Source organism: Chryseobacterium sp. SN22, from assembly GCF_008329705.1.
GTDB lineage: Bacteria > Bacteroidota > Bacteroidia > Flavobacteriales > Weeksellaceae > Chryseobacterium.
The window spans coordinates 68,253-86,145 of sequence record NZ_VTSX01000020.1; the positions used below are offsets into that span (position 1 = coordinate 68,253).

Here is a 17,893-nt window from a genome sequence, read left to right on the forward strand (position 1 = left end):
AAATAAATTGCACAGCTTTTGTATAAGTTAATAAAAATTTTCATTATGGCTTATACAGTAGTTTCAGTATTTCCGGTAACAGCAGATACCGATGAAATCAAAAGACAATTAAAAGAAAATGGCATCGATGAAGCAAATATTGTTGTTTCAAAATCGAATGTAGAAAGCGGAGCAACAGCAGATAATTATCAGGAAGATGAACAGACAAAAGGTTTTTTTGAATATACCTTTGCCCATGATGCAGAAATGCTGGACGCATACCGCAGACACAGTGTAGGAAAACATAATATTGTGGTGTATGCCGATAATATGGAGCAGGCAGCAACGGCAAATTCCGTTTTAAACAGAAGTGGTGCGCTTGAAGTATACAGAAAACCTGCGGAAAACAAAACCGATATTCCTGAAGGGATGACCGAAGAAGAATACAACGGCATTATCGCCAAAGCAAAAAACAATCTGTATTTCCTGGGTTCTGAAAGAGTATATCACTCCAACGTTATCCGTGGAATGGATGATCCGATGGATGATCTGGGATCCAAAGATTAAACAAATACATAAACAAACCGGCTGTTTCTTTTGAGACAGCCGGTTTTCATTTATTATTACAGAAAAATTAAGGTAGCAATACTTGTCAGTCGCCCGTTTAGAGTTGGTTAAAATTAATGTCCTAAACCATCAACCCGTAGGTTGTCTTCCTTGATCATCATGTCTTCAGTGCCATGGGGGCCACAAAGGTCATGCACATTATAAAATGCCCTGAAAAAAGTAAAGGTTAGTAAGATTCATAATTGATGGTGTAAGTATATAATCGTATAGGAATAACCGTATATTTTTTATTTTCAGTAAATATTTTTAAATTTTTATATTGAATTTTTTTGGCTGTTTTAAAAAAAGTTTTAATTTTGTAGCTCAAATCAATTTTTTAACCCTTTAAATAACGAAGCAGATGTTCAGTAAAGTACATATTTCTACAGCAGGATTGCCTTTTGCAAAGGCAGGGCTTCGTGGTTGGGTACATTTTTAGAATAACAGTATAATGAAATATTACCACCCGGAGTCGTAAGATTCCGGGTTTTTTATTGCGCAATATTTCAAACTCACAACAGGTTTTCCCGGACTCTTTTCAACAATCAGGAATAATTCAGATGGCTTTTAGGAGCTGTTTCCCGCTATCCGTTGCAATCTTTTTGCATCCGACGCATTAAGGCTTTGCCTGCCGGAACTTTGCAAAAAGGATTTCCACTGCTATCGGGGCTAGTGATAACGTTCCGCACAATATCTTATAAACCCAAAGGGCTGTAAGATTAAAGTAAAATATCAGGATGATGTACAGAATTTTGTATGTCGCTTTAATAATTGATATTAATGGAAAAAGACAACCTCTTTTTTTCAGACTGAGAAATCTGAGAAGCAGAAAAAGAATAATAAAAAAAGATGTAGAGAAACAGATCAGGCAAAAATATAAACATTGGAGAAGACTTTGGGAAATAAGACGGAATATTCCGTTGGTTCCTTTGGAAAAACCCTATCAAAAAGGCTTTGTTAGATTTTTTGTGTTAAGGGATGATATAAAAAGGTCCAGTGACAGTAGATTCTTCGAAGAGCTTTTAAAAAAGTTGAATACGGAAATGTATTCTCCGACACGTAAATTTCTCAAGAAAAACGGAGACGCGGACGAAGGATTTGTATCGTAAAAGAGCAGAAGATTGCCAATATTTATCCTTGGGAATGGGAAAGTCCAAAACTAGGACTTACCGCAAGGGAAAAGCAATATTTTATCATGAAAGACGATTACTGTCCGATCAAAAAGTCAGTCAAAGTTTACTATGAATTTACTGAGCCATGGAGGTTTGTATTAAGGGTAAGACCCAATATCATTACCCATTATAAGCCTATACAGTCAGATCTTGAGAAAGATATGGATGAGACCAATTCTTTTTTAGATCAGTATAAAGTTCAGGGGATCATCCATAAAACCATTTACGGAAAAACCGATGCATGGAAAGATAGATACATACGCGATCGGATGAAAAGCCTGAAAGCTTTTCACTACACAATTTCTGCAACAGCGATTGCAGACCTGTTAGAGGAGGCAGACCTCCTCAAAATTTAAAAATAAAACAATGGGAAATTTAAAACTAAAAGGAAAAGACATATTAAAACTGGGATATCCGAACAACCAGAGCGTCAACATCGCGCTGGAAGTCATGAAAAGGAATTTTGCAACCAAAAACATTCATCATGTAAAATCTCTTTTAAAGGAAATCCTTATTAACCCGGAGAATTTTGAGAAAGACCTCACCTTCGGACAAATTGCGGAAGCCCTGCTTTCCTCCAAAAAAACGGAAAAAAGAATGCTCAATACCCAACGGGCGGCGTTTCAGGTTTTCGGAAACAACATTTCGGATGAAGCGAAAAACCAGCTGTATACCGCACTGAAGCTGCCGGTTTCCGTACAGGGTGCGCTGATGCCCGATGCGCACAGCGGATACGGGCTTCCGATCGGCGGAGTACTCGCGGTAGAAAATGCCGTGATCCCATATGGCGTCGGGATGGATATCGGATGCCGGATGAGTCTCAGCATTCTCGATACGCCGGTATCCTATCTGGACGGTGCCAGAGATAAATACGAAAAAGCGCTTGCTGAGCACACGAAGTTTGGAATGTACGAAACTCATAAGTCGCACATCGATCACGAAATTTTCGAGCGGGATACTTTCGATATGATTCCGATATTGAGAAGACTCAAAGGAAAAGCAATCAGGCAGATGGGAAGTTCCGGCGGCGGAAACCATTTCGTTGAATTCGGGGAAGTGGAAATTACGGAGGAAGATCCGCAGATCGGTCTTCCGAAAGGCCGATACCTGGGAATCCTGTCACACAGCGGTTCACGCGGGCTCGGTGCCGAAATCGCCCAGTATTATTCCAGAATGGCTGTTGATCAGTGTCCGTTGCCGAAAGAAGCACAGCAATTTGCCTGGCTGGACCTTAGCACCCACCTCGGGCTGGAATACTGGACGGCGATGAATCTGGCCGGCGATTATGCCTCTGCCTGTCACGACGATATCCATAGAAGGCTGGTAAAAGCTGTTGGCGGGAGGGTAAAGGCCAGAATAGAAAACCATCACAATTTTGCCTGGAAAGAAGTCCACAACGGTAAAGAAGTGATCGTTCACCGGAAAGGCGCCACTCCGGCCAATGAAAACGAGCTGGGAATGATTCCGGGATCTATGACGGCCAAAGGCTTTATCGTCCGCGGAAAAGGAAATCCGGAATCCCTGAGCTCAGCTTCTCACGGGGCCGGAAGAGCCTATTCCAGAGGAGAATGCCGGAGCCTTTTTACTCAGAACGATATCAAAAAAGAATTAAAACTCAAAAATGTTACCCTCATGGGGGGAAATGCAGAAGAAGCACCGATGGCTTATAAAGACATCAACGAAGTGATGAATGCGCAAAGCGAACTGGTGGATATTCTGGGGACATTTCAGCCAAGAATGGTAAGGATGGATAAGTAAACAGCTAATGATTCAACCTCACAGGTTTTTAAACCTGTGAGGTCTATCAGGAGCAAACAACAATTAAAAGAAAAATGGGAGCACCACATAACATAACATAAAAAGATACGGTGAAGTCTGGCCGGAATTCAGAATCCGGTACGGACTCGATATTTTAGAAAAATTAAAAAAGAAAGTCATTGTTTCGGGAGGCTGGGCATGGCATTTTATGTCCAAAGCGGGACATACCGAATACAAGCACGCACATGATCATAAGGATATTGATGTGTTTGTGAAAAAAGAAAATGTGGCAGAAGTCCTGATAATCCTTCAGCAGGAAGGTTTTCAGAAAGTCTGGACAAGATACGATCATCTCCCGGGCGAAGAAAATTTCCGGAGATATGAGAAGACGGTAGAAATGGAAAACGCAAAATTTCATAGGATCACGATTGATTTCTTTGAGAAAAATGATCTGGAAACGATTGAAACCAACGGGTTTACCGTGGTAAAGCCCCAGCTCCTACTTTCATTTTACAGGAATATCCATTCCAGCGATAAATGCTGGGCGGTGATCGCCGCAAAAGACCTGCTTGAAAAAGGAATCGATCCGGTCGGCCACCCGGAATTAAATGAAATACCGAAATAAAATGGAAAAACTCATACAAATAACCGCAGGAAAAGGGCCTCTGGAGTGCCAGTGGGTCGTCGCCAAAGTGCTGAAAATTTTCCTGGAAGAAACAAAAAACAATAACATCCCATACGAAATCATCCATCGCGAAAACGGTGATGAAAACCTGACATTAAAATCTGTAACTCTTCTTTTAAAATCAGAAGATCCGGAGGGTTTCTTAGAATCTTGGCTCGGGAGCATTTGCTGGACAGGCAAAAGTACTTTCCGGAAACTGCATAAACGCAGCAACTGGTTTATCGGGATCTTTGAGCTGGAAGGCTTGGAAAAAGTCAGTTTTCATGAAAAAGATATCCGGTTTCAGACGGTGAGGAGCCAGGGAAGCGGAGGCCAGAATGTGAATAAAGTAAATACCGCGGTCCGTGCCACCCATATCCCGACCGGGCAAAGCGTTTTCGTACAGGACTCCCGGTCGCAGCTGGAAAACAAAAAGCTTTCCATGGAAAGGCTGAAAGCAAAAGTCCTGGAACAGAATATTATCCGCCTGCAGAAAAGAATGCAGGAAACCTGGAGCAACCACCTGAATGTACAACGCGGAAACCCGGTAAGAACGTTTGCCGGGACCGATTTCAAAAAAAATTATCAGGAAAAGTCTTTCAGCAGACAAAGGCACCACCTGAAAAACAAACTTAAAAATTATAGAAATGACCTTAACTAAAAGTAAATATTATTTCGAAGCACTGGACCATTATCCATACAATCTGCCGGATTGTATGGAAGCTTTGAATTATGCACTCTCTTATGATCCTGAAGATGCCGATGCGCTTTGCCTGATGGGAAGAATCTACAGCGAAATGCTCAGCAACTACGAACAGGCAAAACATTATTTTGAGGAAGCCATGCAGTATGATGTAACCAACGTTAATACGCCGCAGTATTATATTATCTGTCTGCTGAACAACGAAGATTTGCACGAAGCAGAAAAGCTGATTAGCTATTCACTGAAAATCAAAGGGATTGATAAAGCGACGCTTTGGCTCTACAGGTCAATGCTTTCCGAAAAAAGAGGAAGTCTGGTGAATGCCCTGAAGTTCCTGACGGAAGCGGAGAAATACTGTTTTACCGAACGCAGTCTGAACAACATAAAAGCCCGCCGGAAATTTATTAAATCCAAAATGCCCAAAAAAAGAAAAATTAAAAAGAATGAGGAAGCTTAATGAGCCTCCTTTTTATACATTAATAATGAAATTACGGCTTGAAATAAAAAGGTTCCGGGAATAATGATGTGCTTTGCGCATGAATTTTCTGTTCCTGCATTAAATGAAAATTCCACTGAAATAAAATAAAAAATAGGCTTTCTTCAAAGCCTATTTTTTATTTACGGAGATCAGATAATCATAAACCATCTGGTGCTGTTCGTCGGTTAGTTTTGCTTTCGGTGCCATTCTGCTCAGGGTGTTGATCCATCCTTGGTCATCATGTTTTGCCGGGTCCGGCAGTTTGTGGCACCGGTTGCATGAGTTTTCGAAAATACTTTTTCCCTGGGCCAGCTGTTCGGATGAAGTATACTTCGGTCCGGTTACGGCTATGCTCTTCGGCCCGCATGATACTACCGTTAAGGCAGAGGCTGCGATAATTCCAAAAATCAGTTTTCTCATAACAATATTTTTTAAAGTGAATTATTTTTTCACAGACACGATATAATCGTACACCCATTGGTGCTGCTCGTCGGTAAGCTTTGCTTTCGGAGCCATCCAGTTCATAATTCCTACCCATTGTACCGGCGTGTGGGAAGTAGGATCCGGCAGTTTATGGCATTTTCCGCAGGAGTTTTCAAAGATGCTTTTTCCCTGTGCAATCTGCGCGGCTGTAGATTTGGAAGCTACCGGTGTAGTTGCCGTAGAAGCCTTCGGAGTACACGATGCCAGTAAAAGGGCTGCGAATGAAGCTACAGCAATAATTCTTTTCATGTCTGAATAATTTTTTTGATTGAAACAAATGTAGCAAATTCCCTCTGCCATTGATATGGGACAGTTTAATTTAGAAGAAATACAAATTAGAAAGGGAGAAATATTCACTGGTGAATTGTCAATTGTCAGTAATGGAGATTAATTGTGAAAGGTAAATCTTAATTATAAATTAACTACTTGCTATTTAACATTACTGGCGATAACACTGGATAAACTTCCGACCTCCAGTTTCCTCTTCCGTCCTCTTCTTCTGATTCCTGGTTTAATTCACCTTAATAATCGTTAAATATATGCCTTTAATACTTGTAAGTCATAAATTTAAAGACAAAACAAATTGGTTTTTGACGGTTCAAGCTTTAATCCTTATTTTTGAATCAATGAAATTTTCTACACAAGAGCTGATAAAAGGAATACGGTCGGGGAATAAACGCCTGATCGGCAAGGCTATTACCTTAGCGGAAAGTAAGAAAGCCGAACACCGTCAGCAGGCAGAAGAGCTGCTGAAGCAGATCATGCCTTATACCGGAAATTCTGTGAGGGTAGGGGTTACCGGAGTGCCGGGTGCCGGGAAATCAACTTTTATAGAAAATTTCGGGAGGCTGGCGATTGCCCATGGAAAAAAAGTCGCAGTTCTCGCAATTGATCCGAGCTCAGCCATTAACAAAGGCAGTATCCTGGGTGATAAAACCCGTATGGAAGAATTGGCAAAAGAAGAACATGCCTTTATCCGTCCTTCTCCGAGTTCCGGTTTTTTAGGAGGGGTTGCCAATACTACTTTTGAAACCATGATGATCTGTGAAGCGGCCGGCTATGATTATATTTTAATTGAAACCGTAGGTGTCGGACAGTCTGAAGTACTGGTAGCCGATATTACCGATATTTTTTTATTTTTAAAAATCATCGGCGGCGGCGATGAGTTGCAGGGCATCAAACGTGGGATCATGGAAATGGTAGATGTAATCTTCATCAATAAAGTGGAAGCAGAAAATCTTCAGAAGGCCAAAAATACCAGACTGGAACTGAAGCGTGCCCTGGACTTTATTCCACCTAAAGAAAAAGACTGGAAAGTTCCGGTATTGCTGGGTTCGGCATTAAGCAATAATGGCCTCGATGATGTTTTCGAAAAGATCAATGACTTCATCAGCCTGAAAAAGAAAACAGGCCGGTTTGAGCAGATCCGTATCCAACAGGCCGAAAAGCGTTTTGAATATTGGGTACAGGAATACATCCTTTCGATGATGAAGAAAAACAATTCCGTAGAAGAAGCCTACATTCAGCATAAAAAAAATGCTTCAGCCATGGTTTCCAATCCCAGCACTGAAGCAAAATTATTCGTCGAAAAGTTTTTATCAAAAGATTAATTATTCAGGTTGAGGTTTCTCTTTCGGTTCCTCATTTTTAGTAATGTACCCATCGTAAGAAATCGGTTGCCTGTCATTGCTTTTTATCGAGGTAAAAGCTTTCCCGTTTTTAAAGACCTCAATGATGATTTCATCCACCGTGCTTTGATCTTTTACTTTAATCCTTACAATGGTTTTCCCTTTTCTTCCTGCCGACTGGCTTACGGTAAAGTCTTTCGTAGTGAACCTATAACCGGACTGACTTGTGTTTCCATACGTAGGGTTAAATACCCTGCCAAAATAAGGCAATGCTATATCCAGCTTATCTTTTTTTACATCTATGGAATAATTACTTCCCGAAAGATCCAGGATTCTTGTAGATGTTGTATTCGGAAGGGAATTCATTACATTGATGACATCATAATTTGTGGGGGTTGCCCTCTGGGCATGAAAAGAAAAATCCCCGGAATTGATAAGGGCAGTAACCGCCTGTGAATCGCCTCCTGCTGTTTGTGATGAACAGTTTTGGAAACACAGCAGAAAACTTAAAAGACATATAATTGAAATATACTTTTTCATAATCTTAAAATATTAATTGTAGAGCTAAAATAGCAAAATGTATGCAAATATTTAGATAGAGAATTATTTTGGAATAAAAATTGTAAATGTTGAACTAATACACTCGAAATATGAAAATAAAACACATTTTTGGAATAGGAGCGATGGCTCTTTCACTGGCAGCATGTACTACAAACCCGATTACGGGAAGATCCTCATTACAGCTGGCCAACAATTCAGAGATTGCAACAATGGCAGCCCAGGAATATAGATCAACATTGGGAAAATCTAAAGTAATTACAGGAACGGCAGATGCAAGAAGAGTGACGAGCGTTGGATCCAGGATTAAGTCTGCTGCAGAAAGATATTACCAGCAGATCGGGCGTTCCGGAGATCTTGCCAATTACAACTGGGAATTTAATCTTATTCAAAGCAAAGAATTAAATGCATGGTGTATGCCGGGCGGAAAAGTTGCCGTATACACAGGAATTTTACCGGTTACAAAAAATGAAAGCGGATTGGCTGTCGTTATGGGGCATGAAGTTTCCCATGCTTTGGCAGGTCATGGAAACGAAAGAATTTCTCAGGCTATGGTTGCACAATATGGAGGTCAGATTCTGGGAGGATCAATTTCCAATTCACAATGGGCCAGTGTTTTCCAGCAGGTTTATCCGGTCGGTTCTCAGGTTGCTTTATTGAAATACGGTAGAAACCAGGAATCTGAAGCAGATGAAATGGGATTGTATTTGATGTCGATGGCAGGATATGATCCGAGAGAAGCCATTCCTTTCTGGAGCAGAATGGAAGCTGCATCCAATGGAGCAAGACAGCCGGAGTTCCTGTCCACGCACCCGAATCCGCAGACCAGGATTGCAGATATCAACAAAGATTTACCAAAAGCACTGGAATATTACAAAGCTGCCGGCGGAAAAATTTAATATCAATTTAATCCAGAATAAAATAAAAGCCTTATTGAATTTTATTAAATTTGATAAGGCTTTTCAATACCAATACCAAACACAACACTATGAAAAATTTAACCATTATCGGGCTTGTGCTGCTGGCCGTTTCAATCTTACTGTTTTATCTTACAGCAAATAATTTTACCATTAATGATCTGGGAATGCCTCATATTATGGGAATTCTGGGAGGTATCGGAATTGGTCTGATTATCGGCGGAATGGTAGGTTATGTAAGTAAAGGCAGTGCCATAAAGGCCGAGCAGAAAAGAAAAGAATACCTGCAGCTGCAGAAAGAAAAAGAAGAGTTAGAAAGACAGGCGGCTGAAATCGCCAGACGCGAAGCCGAACTTCAAAACCAGAAAACATATCAAAATCAAAATCCTCAGATCTAGTTGATCTGAGGATTATTTTATGTTATTATTTTGGCTAATTAAAATTTATATCCAACACCTACCATGAAAAGGTTTGGTCTGTTGTCATACCGGATTTCCGTGCCTGAAACCCTGTTGATAAAGTTTCTGGAATCTTTACTGAAAGCTCCTTCATATCTGGCATTTACCAGGAACTTTTTAACTTCGAGCTGAGCACCGAACTGGTAGCCTACCGTAAAGTTATTGCTTGCATTTTCCTGGAAATCGTTGAAAGTATCTTCTTTGGCCAGATTATAGCTTGCCACCGGCCCTACATATACTCCCAAAAGATCACCCAGCACTTTATGGCCTACCAGAACGGGAAGGTCTATACGGCTGCTTTTAACATCAAATGTCGTATTTTCCGTAGTGAATTCATTCTTAAAATTGGTATAGTATAATTCCGGCATCACGAAAAAAGATGCGGGAAGACTGGCTTTCAGAGATAAACCTACATTAAAACCTACATTATTCTTTCCTTCTCCCTGAATAGCCTGGTTTACTGTTCCTTTAATGTTTTGCCACGAAGGCGATCCTGTCGGGAAAATCAGGTTTACTTTACCGGCCAGGGAAACCTGGGCAGAAGCAAAGGCTGAAAATCCTATTAATGCTATACTAATTGCCTTTTTCATTGTTTTCTATTTTAGTGATTGTATTATCTATAGTCTTATTGTTCTCAAGCAGATATTCTCTGAGCTCTTTAAACAGTTCCGAAGAATAAACGAAATCAATCAGGTTTTTATTTCCTGCCGTAATCAGGACATCCTTATTTCCTTCCCATTCTTTCAGTCCTAATCTTAGGTATACGATTTTCTCACCGATTGTCATTACCGAGTTCATATCATGGGTATTGATGATGGTAGTCGTATTATATTCTTTGGTGATCTCAATCAGAAGATCGTCAATGATGTTTGAAGTATACGGATCAAGCCCGGAATTAGGCTCATCACAGAAAAGGTATTTCGGATTATTTACAATAGCTCTTGCAATCGCCACCCGTTTCTGCATCCCTCCGGAAATTTCAGACGGGAATTTTCTGTTCGCTTTGTCCAGATGGACCCTTCCAATGACGTCAAATACCCTTTTTTTCTTCTCCCTAAAGGTCAGATTGGTAAACATATCCAATGGGAACATGATGTTTTCCTCTACTGTCAGGGAATCGAACAATGCACTTCCCTGAAATACTGTTCCGATCTCAGACCGGAGGTGCTGTTTTTCATCCCGGGTCATTACATTGATGTCTTTCCCGTCAAACAGGATTTCCCCAGATGTCGGCTGATAGACATTCAGCAAGCTTTTCAGAAACACCGTTTTTCCGGAGCCGCTCTGCCCGATAATTAAATTTACTTTTCCTTTATCAAAAGAGGTTGAAATTCCTTTCAGTACCTCAACATTATCAAAACTCTTTTTAAGATCTTTTACCTCAATCATCAGCTTAAAATTAATTGGGTTAATAACAATTCCGAAAGGATGATGAAGACCATCGTCCATACTACCGCCTGGGTACTGGCCCGGCCTACCTCCAGAGAACCTCCTTTCACATTATAGCCGAAATACGACGGCACGGTGGCAATAACAAAAGCAAAAACGATGGTTTTGGTAAAGGCGTAATAAACGAAAAGATTAGGCATATACATCTGGATTCCGATAATATAATCATTAGTCGTCCAGTTGCCCGTTAATATTCCTGCGATATAACCGCCGCCGATACCGAATACGATACTGATGGCAATCAATAAAGGATTAAAGATCACACAGGCAATAATTTTCGGTAAAATAAGAAAGTTTGGAGAGTTTACTCCCATAATATCAAGGGCGTCAATCTGCTCTGAAACCCGCATGGTACCAATACTTGAAGCGATATAAGATCCTACCTTTCCTGCTAAAATAAGACTGATGATGGTAGGGGAGAATTCCAATACCAGAACGGCCTTCGTCGCATAGCCTACAAATGAAGGCGGGATAGGAAACGATGAAGAATCAAAATTGTTGAACATCTGGATGGCAACTACGGCTCCTACGAATATAGATGTAAAGATCACCAACCCGAATGAATTGACTCCCAAATCATTGATTTCTCTCATGAACAGCTTCCAGAATACCTTCATTTTCTGAGGTTTCTGGATGGACTTTCCCAGGAGAATGATGTATTCTCCAATCGCTGTAAAAAACTTTTTTAACATTCTGCTAAATTAGACTTTTTTTATTGAATTAGATTAAAGTTGAGGCTAAGACTCAGGCTCTGCTTTACTATTAAAGTAATATATCATAATGTAGACCAAAAAAGATTATTTTGCATTTTTATCGCCGGTCAGAACCAATAAAACGGTTTTCATGATAATTACAAGATCAAGCATAAAACTCCAGTTTCTCACGTAGAAAGCATCGGCCAGTACCCGTTTGTTCATTTCCACTTCTACATCCCCTGCATCCCCTCGCAGCCCGTTAGCCTGGGCCAGCCCGGTAATTCCCGGATTCACCATGCTGCGTAAGCTGTACCGTCCTATTTTAGGTTTATAGTAATCATCCACTGCCAGCATATGCGGTCGGGGTCCTACGATTGACATTTCGCCTTTCAGCACGTTCAGGAACTGAGGCATTTCGTCCAAGCTGGTTTTTCTTAAAATTTTTCCGATCCGGGTAATTCTTGAATCATTTTCAGATGTCGTTTTTGTAAATGCTTCATCATTCACCACCATCGTCCGGAACTTGATACACCGGAATACCTCTTCATGAAACCCGTACCGCTCCTGGATAAAAAAGACCGGCCCTTTTGAGGAACACCTGATAAGAATAGCAATAATCGGGAACAGCCAGGAACAGATTCCCACCACCACAATAAAGGAAAAAACAATGTCAAAAGTTCTTTTCAGCAGAAAATTGGAATAATAATCCAATGGGTATTTTGCCTGGTTCAGAATGGGCTGGGTCTGAATATAACCCATATCGTATAAAAAGAAATTATTCTGCGTAATACTGGGAATCAGGGAGATATTAACTTTATTGGCTTCAGCAAGCCTGAAGATCTCTCTTTCTTCCCGGTTATCATACGTATTTTCAATGGGGATAAATAAGGTATGGATCCCGTTGCTCTTCCAGAATTCTACCAGTTCAGCTGCCTGTATTTCGGTTTTCTGATATTCAAAAATCTTATATCCGTAATCTCTCCTTTCTTTCAGAATATTTTTCAGAACTTCCGTAGAACTGTTTTCATTAAGAAACATAACGTTCCGGTGATTGATCCCCAGGCTCCGGACATATTTAATTCCGAAATAAATCAGGGATTTGGCCAGAAATATGAAGAAAAATAAATAGAATGAAAGCCAGTAAATATCAGAGTTGAAAAATACATTGTAACTGACTTTTCCAAGCAGTAAAAGCCCCAGAATAAACAGCAGAAAGTGTACAAGCAGCCGTTCCAGAAATAGAGTATAGGTAAGGTTCCTCGGGATATTATAAATCTTTGTCCTGCCGCTCAGCAGCATCCAGAACAAAAATAATAAAGCAAGGGAAAATAAATTCTGGTACCATGTTTCGGGATTGTATTTTAAATTCTGGTTCCTGCTCAGGAAAAAGAATATAAAAATAGAGGCCATAACCAGAAGGTCAAGCAGAACGATGATCGATTTCAGGTATCTGGAATAGCGGATTCTCTGCATCTATCAGTATTTCGGATACAACAGGGGTTAATTTACATATTTCTACGGGATATTCAGATATTTATGCGTCTGAACAGAAGCCCTCCATTCCGGGTGCTCGAGAATAAAATCCGTGATCTTCGGATACATTTCGTCCCGTTTGCTCCATTCGCTCTGGAGATAAAGGGTGCAGCTCTCCGAGACTTTAGCCGCCTGCTCCTGGGCAAATTTAAAATCGTTGTTGTTGAAAACAATTACTTTAAGCTCATGAGCCCTGGCATAGATTTCCTCTTTCGGCAGCCCTGTTTTTTTCGGTGAAAGTGTGATCCAGTCGATCTGTCCACTCATGGGATAGGCTCCTGACGTTTCGATATGAACCGTACAGCCCAGTGCTTTTAACCGCGAGGTTAAAATATCAAGATTCCACATCAGTGGCTCTCCACCCGTTAAAACAATGGTCTTGCAGTGTTTGGCCGCCGTTTCAGCGATTTCTTCCACATTCATCAGCGGATGCAGGGTCGGATCCCAGCTTTCTTTCACATCACACCAATGGCACCCGACATCACAGCCGCCCAATCTGATGAAATAGGCTGCTTTTCCGGTGTGCGCTCCTTCTCCCTGAAGAGTGTAAAAATGCTCCATCACCGGGAGCATTTTACCTTCTTTTAATAAAATATCTTCTTCTATTTTCATTTTAAAATTAGTCGTTATAGACCGAAGTTTTGTAAGCAATGATGGTATTTTTCATCAGCATCGCTCTGGTCATAGGCCCGACTCCTCCCGGTACCGGGGTGATCCAGCTTGCTTTTTCAGCACAGCTGTCGAAATCCACATCACCTGCCAGGTAATATCCTTTCGAGGAATCATCGTCTACTCTTGTAATACCCACATCTACGATTACCGCTCCTTCCTTGATCATATTTCCTTTCAAGAAATGAGGATCGCCTAAAGCCGTAATTACAATATCTGCTTTCTTCGTATATTCTTCGATGTCTTTTGTGTACGAGTGCGTTAAGGTAACGGTAGAATTTCCCGGGAAGTCTTTTCTTCCCATCAGGATGCTCATCGGTCTTCCTACGATCTTGCTTCTTCCGATAATTACACAGTCTTTCCCTTTTGTTTCAATGTTATATCGTTCCAATAGAGTTAAAATCCCAAACGGTGTGGCCGGTAAAAAAGTATCCATTTCCAGAGCCATCCTTCCGAAATTTTCCGGGTGGAAGCCGTCTACATCTTTTCTTGGGTCGATTGCGTTAATGATCTTTTCCTGATCGATCTGATCCGGTAAAGGTAGCTGAACGATAAATCCGTCCACCGCTTTCGACTTGTTCAGTTCGTCGATTTTTTCCAGTAATTCAGACTCGGAAACCGTGCTTGGAAATTTGATCAGGCTCGACTGGAATCCTACTTCCTCGCAGTCTTTTACTTTGGAATTTACGTACGCTTTGCTTGCTCCGTTGTTCCCCACCAGAATGGCTACCAAATGCGGGGCTCTTCTCTTTCCGGCAACGATTTTTTCAACCTCAGCCTTGATTTCCTGTTTTATTTCTTTGGATATTTTTAATCCGTCAAGAATTTCTGCCATTTTTACTTTTTATTTACTTTATTTATTAGATTTTAAGAATGTTTTTCCGGATTCTGATGGGGGCAGAAAACGGAGAGAATGTAAACCATTTTTTCTTCTTCACTTACTTCATAAAAAATGATGTAAGGAAATTTCTTTACAGGAAAAGCTCTTACAGACTTATACCTTTTCTGAAAATAAAGATTTGTAACAATCTTCTTTATAGAAAGATCAACTGTTTGTTAAAATCTTTCAGAACTTTCAGTGAAATACTAGCATAATAATCTATTGCCTCTTTAATATTCTCTTCAGCAATAGGCAAGAATTTAAAATTAAAGTCCATGCTTGGCTCTAATCCTTTTTAATGACTCCCTACCGTCTACTGCTTCAGAGCGATCCTGTTTCGATGCCTCATTAATCACTTTCTTCATTTCATCCGTCAGCTCAAAACCATCCTCGTTTCTTTCAAAGCTGATTTTCATTCTGTTTAAAAAGTTTCCACAAAGGTCTCTTCTTATTGTTCAGGTTTATGATAATCTGTGTCATATCTTATTTTTAATCAAAATTAATGAAAATCCGCACTGCTTATTTATTCGCTTTGTAATAATTAATCAGTCCGTTGGTTGAAGTGTCATGAGAAGTAACCGTCTCACTGCTTTCAAGTTCCGGCAGGATTTTATTGGCTAAAACTTTTCCTAATTCCACCCCGAACTGGTCGAAACTGAATATATTCCAGATCACCCCCTGTACGAAAATCTTGTGCTCATACAAGGCGATCAGCTGGCCTAAGGAGAAAGGTGTTAATTCATTGAATAAAAAAGAGTTGGTAGGGGTATTTCCATGGAAAACCTTATAGTTTAGCAGGAATTCGATTTCTTCATCGGATTTCCCGGATGCTTTAAGTTCCGCTTCTGCTTCCTCTTCGGTTTTCCCGAAAGCCAGGGCTTCGGTCTGGGCAAAGAAATTAGCCAGTAATTTATCCTGATGATCGGAAACTTTATTCGGGCTTTTTGCATAGGCAATAAAATCGGCTGGAATAAGCTCGGTTCCCTGGTGGATCAGCTGATAGAAAGCATGCTGGCCGTTGGTTCCCGGTTCTCCCCAGATAATCGGTCCGGTTTCATAGTCTACAAACTCACCGTTGCGGTCTACACATTTTCCATTGCTTTCCATATCACCCTGCTGGAAATATGCAGGAAAACGGTCCAGATATTGGGAGTAGGGAAGGATGGCGTGGGTAGTGGCCGCATAGAAATTACGGTACCAGATTCCGATCAGCCCCATCAGAACAGGAATGTTTTCTGAAAAATCCGCTGTCTGAAAATGCTGGTCGGTATCGTAAGCCCCTCTCAACAGCTGCTCGAAGTTTTCGTAACCTACTGCAAGCACGATGCTTAGTCCTATTGCACTCCATAGCGAATATCTTCCGCCGACCCAATCCCAGAATTCAAAGATGTTCTCTTCTGCAATTCCGAAATCTTTCACCGCCTGTACGTTCGTAGATAAAGCAACGAAATGCTTGGCTACGTCTTCCTGCTTTCCTGCTTTCAAAAACCAGTCTCTTGCCGAATGGGCATTCGTCATGGTCTCCTGAGTCGTAAAGGTTTTGGAAGCGATAATGAACAAAGTAGTCTCAGGATTTAAATTTTTTACCGTTTCGGCCATATGATTTCCGTCCACGTTGGAAACAAAATGAACATTTAACCGGGTCTTAAAATGCTTCAGTGCAGAAACAACCATCACCGGTCCTAAGTCCGAACCCCCGATCCCGATATTCACTACATCTGTAATTTCCTTTCCGCTGAATCCTCGGTGCGTTCCTGAAATAATGCTTTCTGAAAAAGATTTCATATGATCCAGAACCCTTTGGATCTGAGGTTTGATGTTTTCCCCGTCCACCAGAATTTCTTTATCTGAAAAGTCCCTTAAGGCCGTATGGAGTACCGCTCTTCCTTCCGTTTCGTTGATCTTGTCACCTGAGAACATTTTGGAAACCGCTTCTTTAAGCTGGCATTCTTCCGCCAGATTCAGAAGGAGGTTCTTTGTTTTGGAATCCATCAGGTTTTTAGAATAATCAAATAAAAAGTTGGTTCTCTTGATTGAAAATTCGTTAAAACGGTTAGGGTTATATTCAAAAAGGCTTCTCAGATCGAAGTCGTTGTTGGCAAACTGTTCGTCAAGCGCCTTCCAGCTGTTCGTGTGCGTAGGGTTTATTTTCGATAGCATATATTTAGAAATTAGGGTGTTAATGCTTTAGATTCAGGATTATTGAATGCCGGATTCTTCTGCAAAATTATTGATTTGCAAATTTACGGAATTTTACCCCAATGATGTTAATGCATGGTTAAAAATCAACTGCTGAAAGTAAGCAAATCAAAACGGTCAGCCGGTGCCTCCGGTTTCAATCGGTAAGTTATGCGCATTGGCAGACTTAAAAGCAGGATTTCCACCGTTCTGAAGATTTACCGCTATTTTCCCGGTTGTATTCGATGAGAAAATCTGCGCCTATAAACAATGGATACCCGGTCAGCGATTTTATTTTTCTCGTTTGTACCATCAGCTTGCATAACCGTTGATTTATCCAGATAATTCAGTTCATTCATAATCCATTCAGCCCAATAAATAAGTCTTCTTTAGGAAAGGTAACCGGATTTTAGAAATCGAGTTCAGTGATGTTTCCTTTTCTCCAGGTCACTGCGATATTTTTCAACTTTCAGAGGCAGTATGGCCTTCGATATTTTGATAAAACAAGATTGGAAACAGCATCCTGTTTTTGCCTTCTTTACTTCCGCAAAGATTCTTATCTTTCTGATATATGTTTTTCAGCTTTGTTTCTGTTGGCAAAAATTTATGACCTCTCAGGTTATTGATCTGGCATAAAACCGAAACCATCTTCGTTCACGCTGCCAATGGTATAGGTACGATTAAACTCCGGTCCTGAAATTTCAACTCTCTCAATCTCTTTAAACGAAGGTTTCAGAAATACATATCGGATTGTTTTGCAATAGATAGCTTCTCATAACCAAAAACTTCAATATAATTAATTTTCTCTCCCTCCTCCGGCGTAGTTTCCCGTTTTTTTCTGTGTTTTATAGTGATTTTTTCCTTTAAAATCATTTTTGCGTAGGGAAAGGGTGTCTGATTTCTGCGTCTAAAACTTTAACTGGTATTTGGGAAAAGTGCAGAAGAAAGGATAAATGAAAAGATGCCTGTTTTTTTGGTCATGCTATAGTTTTGTTTGCTAACAGGTTTTCCGGGGATTTATTGAATGCAGATTCTGCTTTAAAAGAATATCATCAGATATGGGGAAGAATTGTTATTTTTAAATT

The 17,893-nt window shown here is 40.5% G+C and carries 21 protein-coding genes; 10 read left to right on the top strand and 11 right to left on the bottom strand.

The genetic code is table 11. From position 1 onward, the window contains the following. The first annotated feature begins 45 nt into the window (after nucleotides 1-45). The 7 genes from FY557_RS14320 to FY557_RS14350 all read left to right on the top strand — a co-directional run bounded on the left by FY557_RS14320 (nucleotide 46) and on the right by FY557_RS14350 (nucleotide 5,339). Entirely contained in the window at nucleotides 46-546 is a 501-nt protein-coding gene (locus FY557_RS14320; RefSeq protein WP_149247923.1) for a hypothetical protein, read from the top strand. A gap of 776 nt (nucleotides 547-1,322) precedes the next feature. Further along, a complete protein-coding gene (locus FY557_RS14325; protein ID WP_149247924.1) occupies nucleotides 1,323-1,694 on the top strand; it encodes a hypothetical protein in 372 nt (123 codons plus the stop codon). Between the two features lie 86 nt (nucleotides 1,695-1,780). Continuing rightward, nucleotides 1,781-2,113, top strand: coding sequence for a hypothetical protein (locus tag FY557_RS14330; protein ID WP_149247925.1), 333 nt, complete (start codon nucleotides 1,781-1,783; stop codon nucleotides 2,111-2,113). 10 nt (nucleotides 2,114-2,123) lie between these two features. After that, nucleotides 2,124-3,515 carry an RtcB family protein gene (locus FY557_RS14335; RefSeq protein ID WP_149247926.1) on the top strand — a complete coding sequence of 464 codons (1,392 nt, stop codon included), beginning with the start codon at nucleotides 2,124-2,126 and terminating at the stop codon, nucleotides 3,513-3,515. Between the two features lie 151 nt (nucleotides 3,516-3,666). Then, entirely contained in the window at nucleotides 3,667-4,140 is a 474-nt protein-coding gene (locus tag FY557_RS14340; RefSeq protein ID WP_410496015.1) for a hypothetical protein, read from the top strand. Nucleotide 4,141: 1 nt separating this feature from the next. Then, nucleotides 4,142-4,840, top strand: a complete 699-nt coding sequence (prfH, locus tag FY557_RS14345) for a peptide chain release factor H (protein WP_149247928.1) — start codon at nucleotides 4,142-4,144, stop codon at nucleotides 4,838-4,840. Further along, nucleotides 4,827-5,339 carry a tetratricopeptide repeat protein gene (locus tag FY557_RS14350; RefSeq protein ID WP_149247929.1) on the top strand — a complete coding sequence of 171 codons (513 nt, stop codon included), beginning with the start codon at nucleotides 4,827-4,829 and terminating at the stop codon, nucleotides 5,337-5,339. The genes prfH and FY557_RS14350 overlap by 14 nt, the downstream gene beginning before the upstream one ends. 150 nt (nucleotides 5,340-5,489) lie before the next feature. Here the strand turns inward: FY557_RS14350 and FY557_RS14355 are convergent, their stop codons facing one another. Both FY557_RS14355 and FY557_RS14360 read right to left on the bottom strand, forming a co-directional pair. Beyond that, the gene (locus FY557_RS14355) at nucleotides 5,490-5,780 is read right to left on the bottom strand and encodes a cytochrome C (protein ID WP_149247930.1); all 291 of its coding nucleotides are present in this window, start codon (nucleotides 5,778-5,780) and stop codon (nucleotides 5,490-5,492) included. 21 nt (nucleotides 5,781-5,801) lie between these two features. After that, nucleotides 5,802-6,092, bottom strand: a complete 291-nt coding sequence (locus FY557_RS14360; RefSeq protein ID WP_149247931.1) for a c-type cytochrome — start codon at nucleotides 6,090-6,092, stop codon at nucleotides 5,802-5,804. A 377-nt stretch (nucleotides 6,093-6,469) separates the two neighbouring features. Here FY557_RS14360 and meaB point away from each other — a divergent pair, with 377 nt between their 5' ends. Beyond that, nucleotides 6,470-7,453 (top strand): methylmalonyl Co-A mutase-associated GTPase MeaB, encoded by a 984-nt coding sequence (meaB, locus tag FY557_RS14365; RefSeq protein ID WP_149247932.1) that lies wholly within the window; start codon nucleotides 6,470-6,472, stop codon nucleotides 7,451-7,453. Here the strand turns inward: meaB and FY557_RS14370 are convergent, their stop codons facing one another. Then, nucleotides 7,454-8,011 carry a DUF4251 domain-containing protein gene (locus FY557_RS14370; RefSeq protein ID WP_149247933.1) on the bottom strand — a complete coding sequence of 186 codons (558 nt, stop codon included), beginning with the start codon at nucleotides 8,009-8,011 and terminating at the stop codon, nucleotides 7,454-7,456. Nucleotides 8,012-8,121: 110 nt separating this feature from the next. Between FY557_RS14370 and FY557_RS14375 the strand changes: the two genes are divergently transcribed. After that, nucleotides 8,122-8,928, top strand: a complete 807-nt coding sequence (locus tag FY557_RS14375) for a M48 family metallopeptidase (protein ID WP_149247934.1) — start codon at nucleotides 8,122-8,124, stop codon at nucleotides 8,926-8,928. Nucleotides 8,929-9,017: 89 nt separating this feature from the next. Next, complete coding sequence (locus FY557_RS14380) at nucleotides 9,018-9,344, top strand: hypothetical protein (protein WP_149247935.1); 327 nt, start codon at nucleotides 9,018-9,020, stop codon at nucleotides 9,342-9,344. Between the two features lie 38 nt (nucleotides 9,345-9,382). Here the strand turns inward: FY557_RS14380 and FY557_RS14385 are convergent, their stop codons facing one another. From FY557_RS14385 to pgi, 8 genes are all read right to left on the bottom strand, one after another. After that, a complete protein-coding gene (locus tag FY557_RS14385) occupies nucleotides 9,383-9,994 on the bottom strand; it encodes an outer membrane beta-barrel protein (RefSeq protein WP_149247936.1) in 612 nt (203 codons plus the stop codon). Further along, nucleotides 9,978-10,793 carry an ABC transporter ATP-binding protein gene (locus tag FY557_RS14390; RefSeq protein WP_149247937.1) on the bottom strand — a complete coding sequence of 272 codons (816 nt, stop codon included), beginning with the start codon at nucleotides 10,791-10,793 and terminating at the stop codon, nucleotides 9,978-9,980. Before FY557_RS14390 ends, FY557_RS14385 begins: the two co-directional genes overlap by 17 nt. Then, complete coding sequence (locus tag FY557_RS14395; RefSeq protein ID WP_149247938.1) at nucleotides 10,793-11,545, bottom strand: MlaE family ABC transporter permease; 753 nt, start codon at nucleotides 11,543-11,545, stop codon at nucleotides 10,793-10,795. The genes FY557_RS14390 and FY557_RS14395 overlap by 1 nt, the downstream gene beginning before the upstream one ends. 105 nt (nucleotides 11,546-11,650) lie before the next feature. Further along, on the bottom strand, nucleotides 11,651-13,021 hold the full coding sequence (locus FY557_RS14400; protein WP_149247939.1) for an exopolysaccharide biosynthesis polyprenyl glycosylphosphotransferase: 1,371 nt from the start codon (nucleotides 13,019-13,021) through the stop codon (nucleotides 11,651-11,653). A 42-nt stretch (nucleotides 13,022-13,063) separates the two neighbouring features. Beyond that, on the bottom strand, nucleotides 13,064-13,693 hold the full coding sequence (locus FY557_RS14405) for a 7-carboxy-7-deazaguanine synthase QueE (protein WP_149247940.1): 630 nt from the start codon (nucleotides 13,691-13,693) through the stop codon (nucleotides 13,064-13,066). A 7-nt stretch (nucleotides 13,694-13,700) separates the two neighbouring features. Further along, nucleotides 13,701-14,585: a bifunctional 5,10-methylenetetrahydrofolate dehydrogenase/5,10-methenyltetrahydrofolate cyclohydrolase gene (locus tag FY557_RS14410; RefSeq protein WP_149247941.1), complete on the bottom strand. Its 885-nt coding sequence runs from the start codon at nucleotides 14,583-14,585 to the stop codon at nucleotides 13,701-13,703. Nucleotides 14,586-14,896: 311 nt separating this feature from the next. Then, nucleotides 14,897-15,046 carry a hypothetical protein gene (locus FY557_RS20155; protein WP_185151738.1) on the bottom strand — a complete coding sequence of 50 codons (150 nt, stop codon included), beginning with the start codon at nucleotides 15,044-15,046 and terminating at the stop codon, nucleotides 14,897-14,899. Between the two features lie 103 nt (nucleotides 15,047-15,149). Further along, nucleotides 15,150-16,790 (bottom strand): glucose-6-phosphate isomerase, encoded by a 1,641-nt coding sequence (gene pgi, locus FY557_RS14415; RefSeq protein ID WP_149247942.1) that lies wholly within the window; start codon nucleotides 16,788-16,790, stop codon nucleotides 15,150-15,152. Nucleotides 16,791-17,893 lie beyond the last annotated feature (1,103 nt).

Bases quoted from the DNA above. Each gene is read 5' to 3' on its own strand.
- FY557_RS14320 (WP_149247923.1), top strand. From the start codon at position 46: ATGGCTTATACAGTAGTTTCAGTATTTCCGGTAACAGCAGATACCGAT.
- FY557_RS14325 (WP_149247924.1), top strand. From the start codon at position 1,323: ATGATGTACAGAATTTTGTATGTCGCTTTAATAATTGATATTAATGGA.
- FY557_RS14330 (WP_149247925.1), top strand. From the start codon at position 1,781: ATGAAAGACGATTACTGTCCGATCAAAAAGTCAGTCAAAGTTTACTAT.
- FY557_RS14335 (WP_149247926.1), top strand. From the start codon at position 2,124: ATGGGAAATTTAAAACTAAAAGGAAAAGACATATTAAAACTGGGATAT.
- prfH (WP_149247928.1), top strand. From the start codon at position 4,142: ATGGAAAAACTCATACAAATAACCGCAGGAAAAGGGCCTCTGGAGTGC.
- FY557_RS14350 (WP_149247929.1), top strand. From the start codon at position 4,827: ATGACCTTAACTAAAAGTAAATATTATTTCGAAGCACTGGACCATTAT.
- FY557_RS14355 (WP_149247930.1), bottom strand. From the start codon at position 5,780: ATGAGAAAACTGATTTTTGGAATTATCGCAGCCTCTGCCTTAACGGTA.
- FY557_RS14360 (WP_149247931.1), bottom strand. From the start codon at position 6,092: ATGAAAAGAATTATTGCTGTAGCTTCATTCGCAGCCCTTTTACTGGCA.
- meaB (WP_149247932.1), top strand. From the start codon at position 6,470: ATGAAATTTTCTACACAAGAGCTGATAAAAGGAATACGGTCGGGGAAT.
- FY557_RS14370 (WP_149247933.1), bottom strand. From the start codon at position 8,011: ATGAAAAAGTATATTTCAATTATATGTCTTTTAAGTTTTCTGCTGTGT.
- FY557_RS14375 (WP_149247934.1), top strand. From the start codon at position 8,122: ATGAAAATAAAACACATTTTTGGAATAGGAGCGATGGCTCTTTCACTG.
- FY557_RS14380 (WP_149247935.1), top strand. From the start codon at position 9,018: ATGAAAAATTTAACCATTATCGGGCTTGTGCTGCTGGCCGTTTCAATC.
- FY557_RS14385 (WP_149247936.1), bottom strand. From the start codon at position 9,994: ATGAAAAAGGCAATTAGTATAGCATTAATAGGATTTTCAGCCTTTGCT.
- FY557_RS14390 (WP_149247937.1), bottom strand. From the start codon at position 10,793: ATGATTGAGGTAAAAGATCTTAAAAAGAGTTTTGATAATGTTGAGGTA.
- FY557_RS14395 (WP_149247938.1), bottom strand. From the start codon at position 11,545: ATGTTAAAAAAGTTTTTTACAGCGATTGGAGAATACATCATTCTCCTG.
- FY557_RS14400 (WP_149247939.1), bottom strand. From the start codon at position 13,021: ATGCAGAGAATCCGCTATTCCAGATACCTGAAATCGATCATCGTTCTG.
- FY557_RS14405 (WP_149247940.1), bottom strand. From the start codon at position 13,693: ATGAAAATAGAAGAAGATATTTTATTAAAAGAAGGTAAAATGCTCCCG.
- FY557_RS14410 (WP_149247941.1), bottom strand. From the start codon at position 14,585: ATGGCAGAAATTCTTGACGGATTAAAAATATCCAAAGAAATAAAACAG.
- FY557_RS20155 (WP_185151738.1), bottom strand. From the start codon at position 15,046: ATGAAAATCAGCTTTGAAAGAAACGAGGATGGTTTTGAGCTGACGGAT.
- pgi (WP_149247942.1), bottom strand. From the start codon at position 16,790: ATGCTATCGAAAATAAACCCTACGCACACGAACAGCTGGAAGGCGCTT.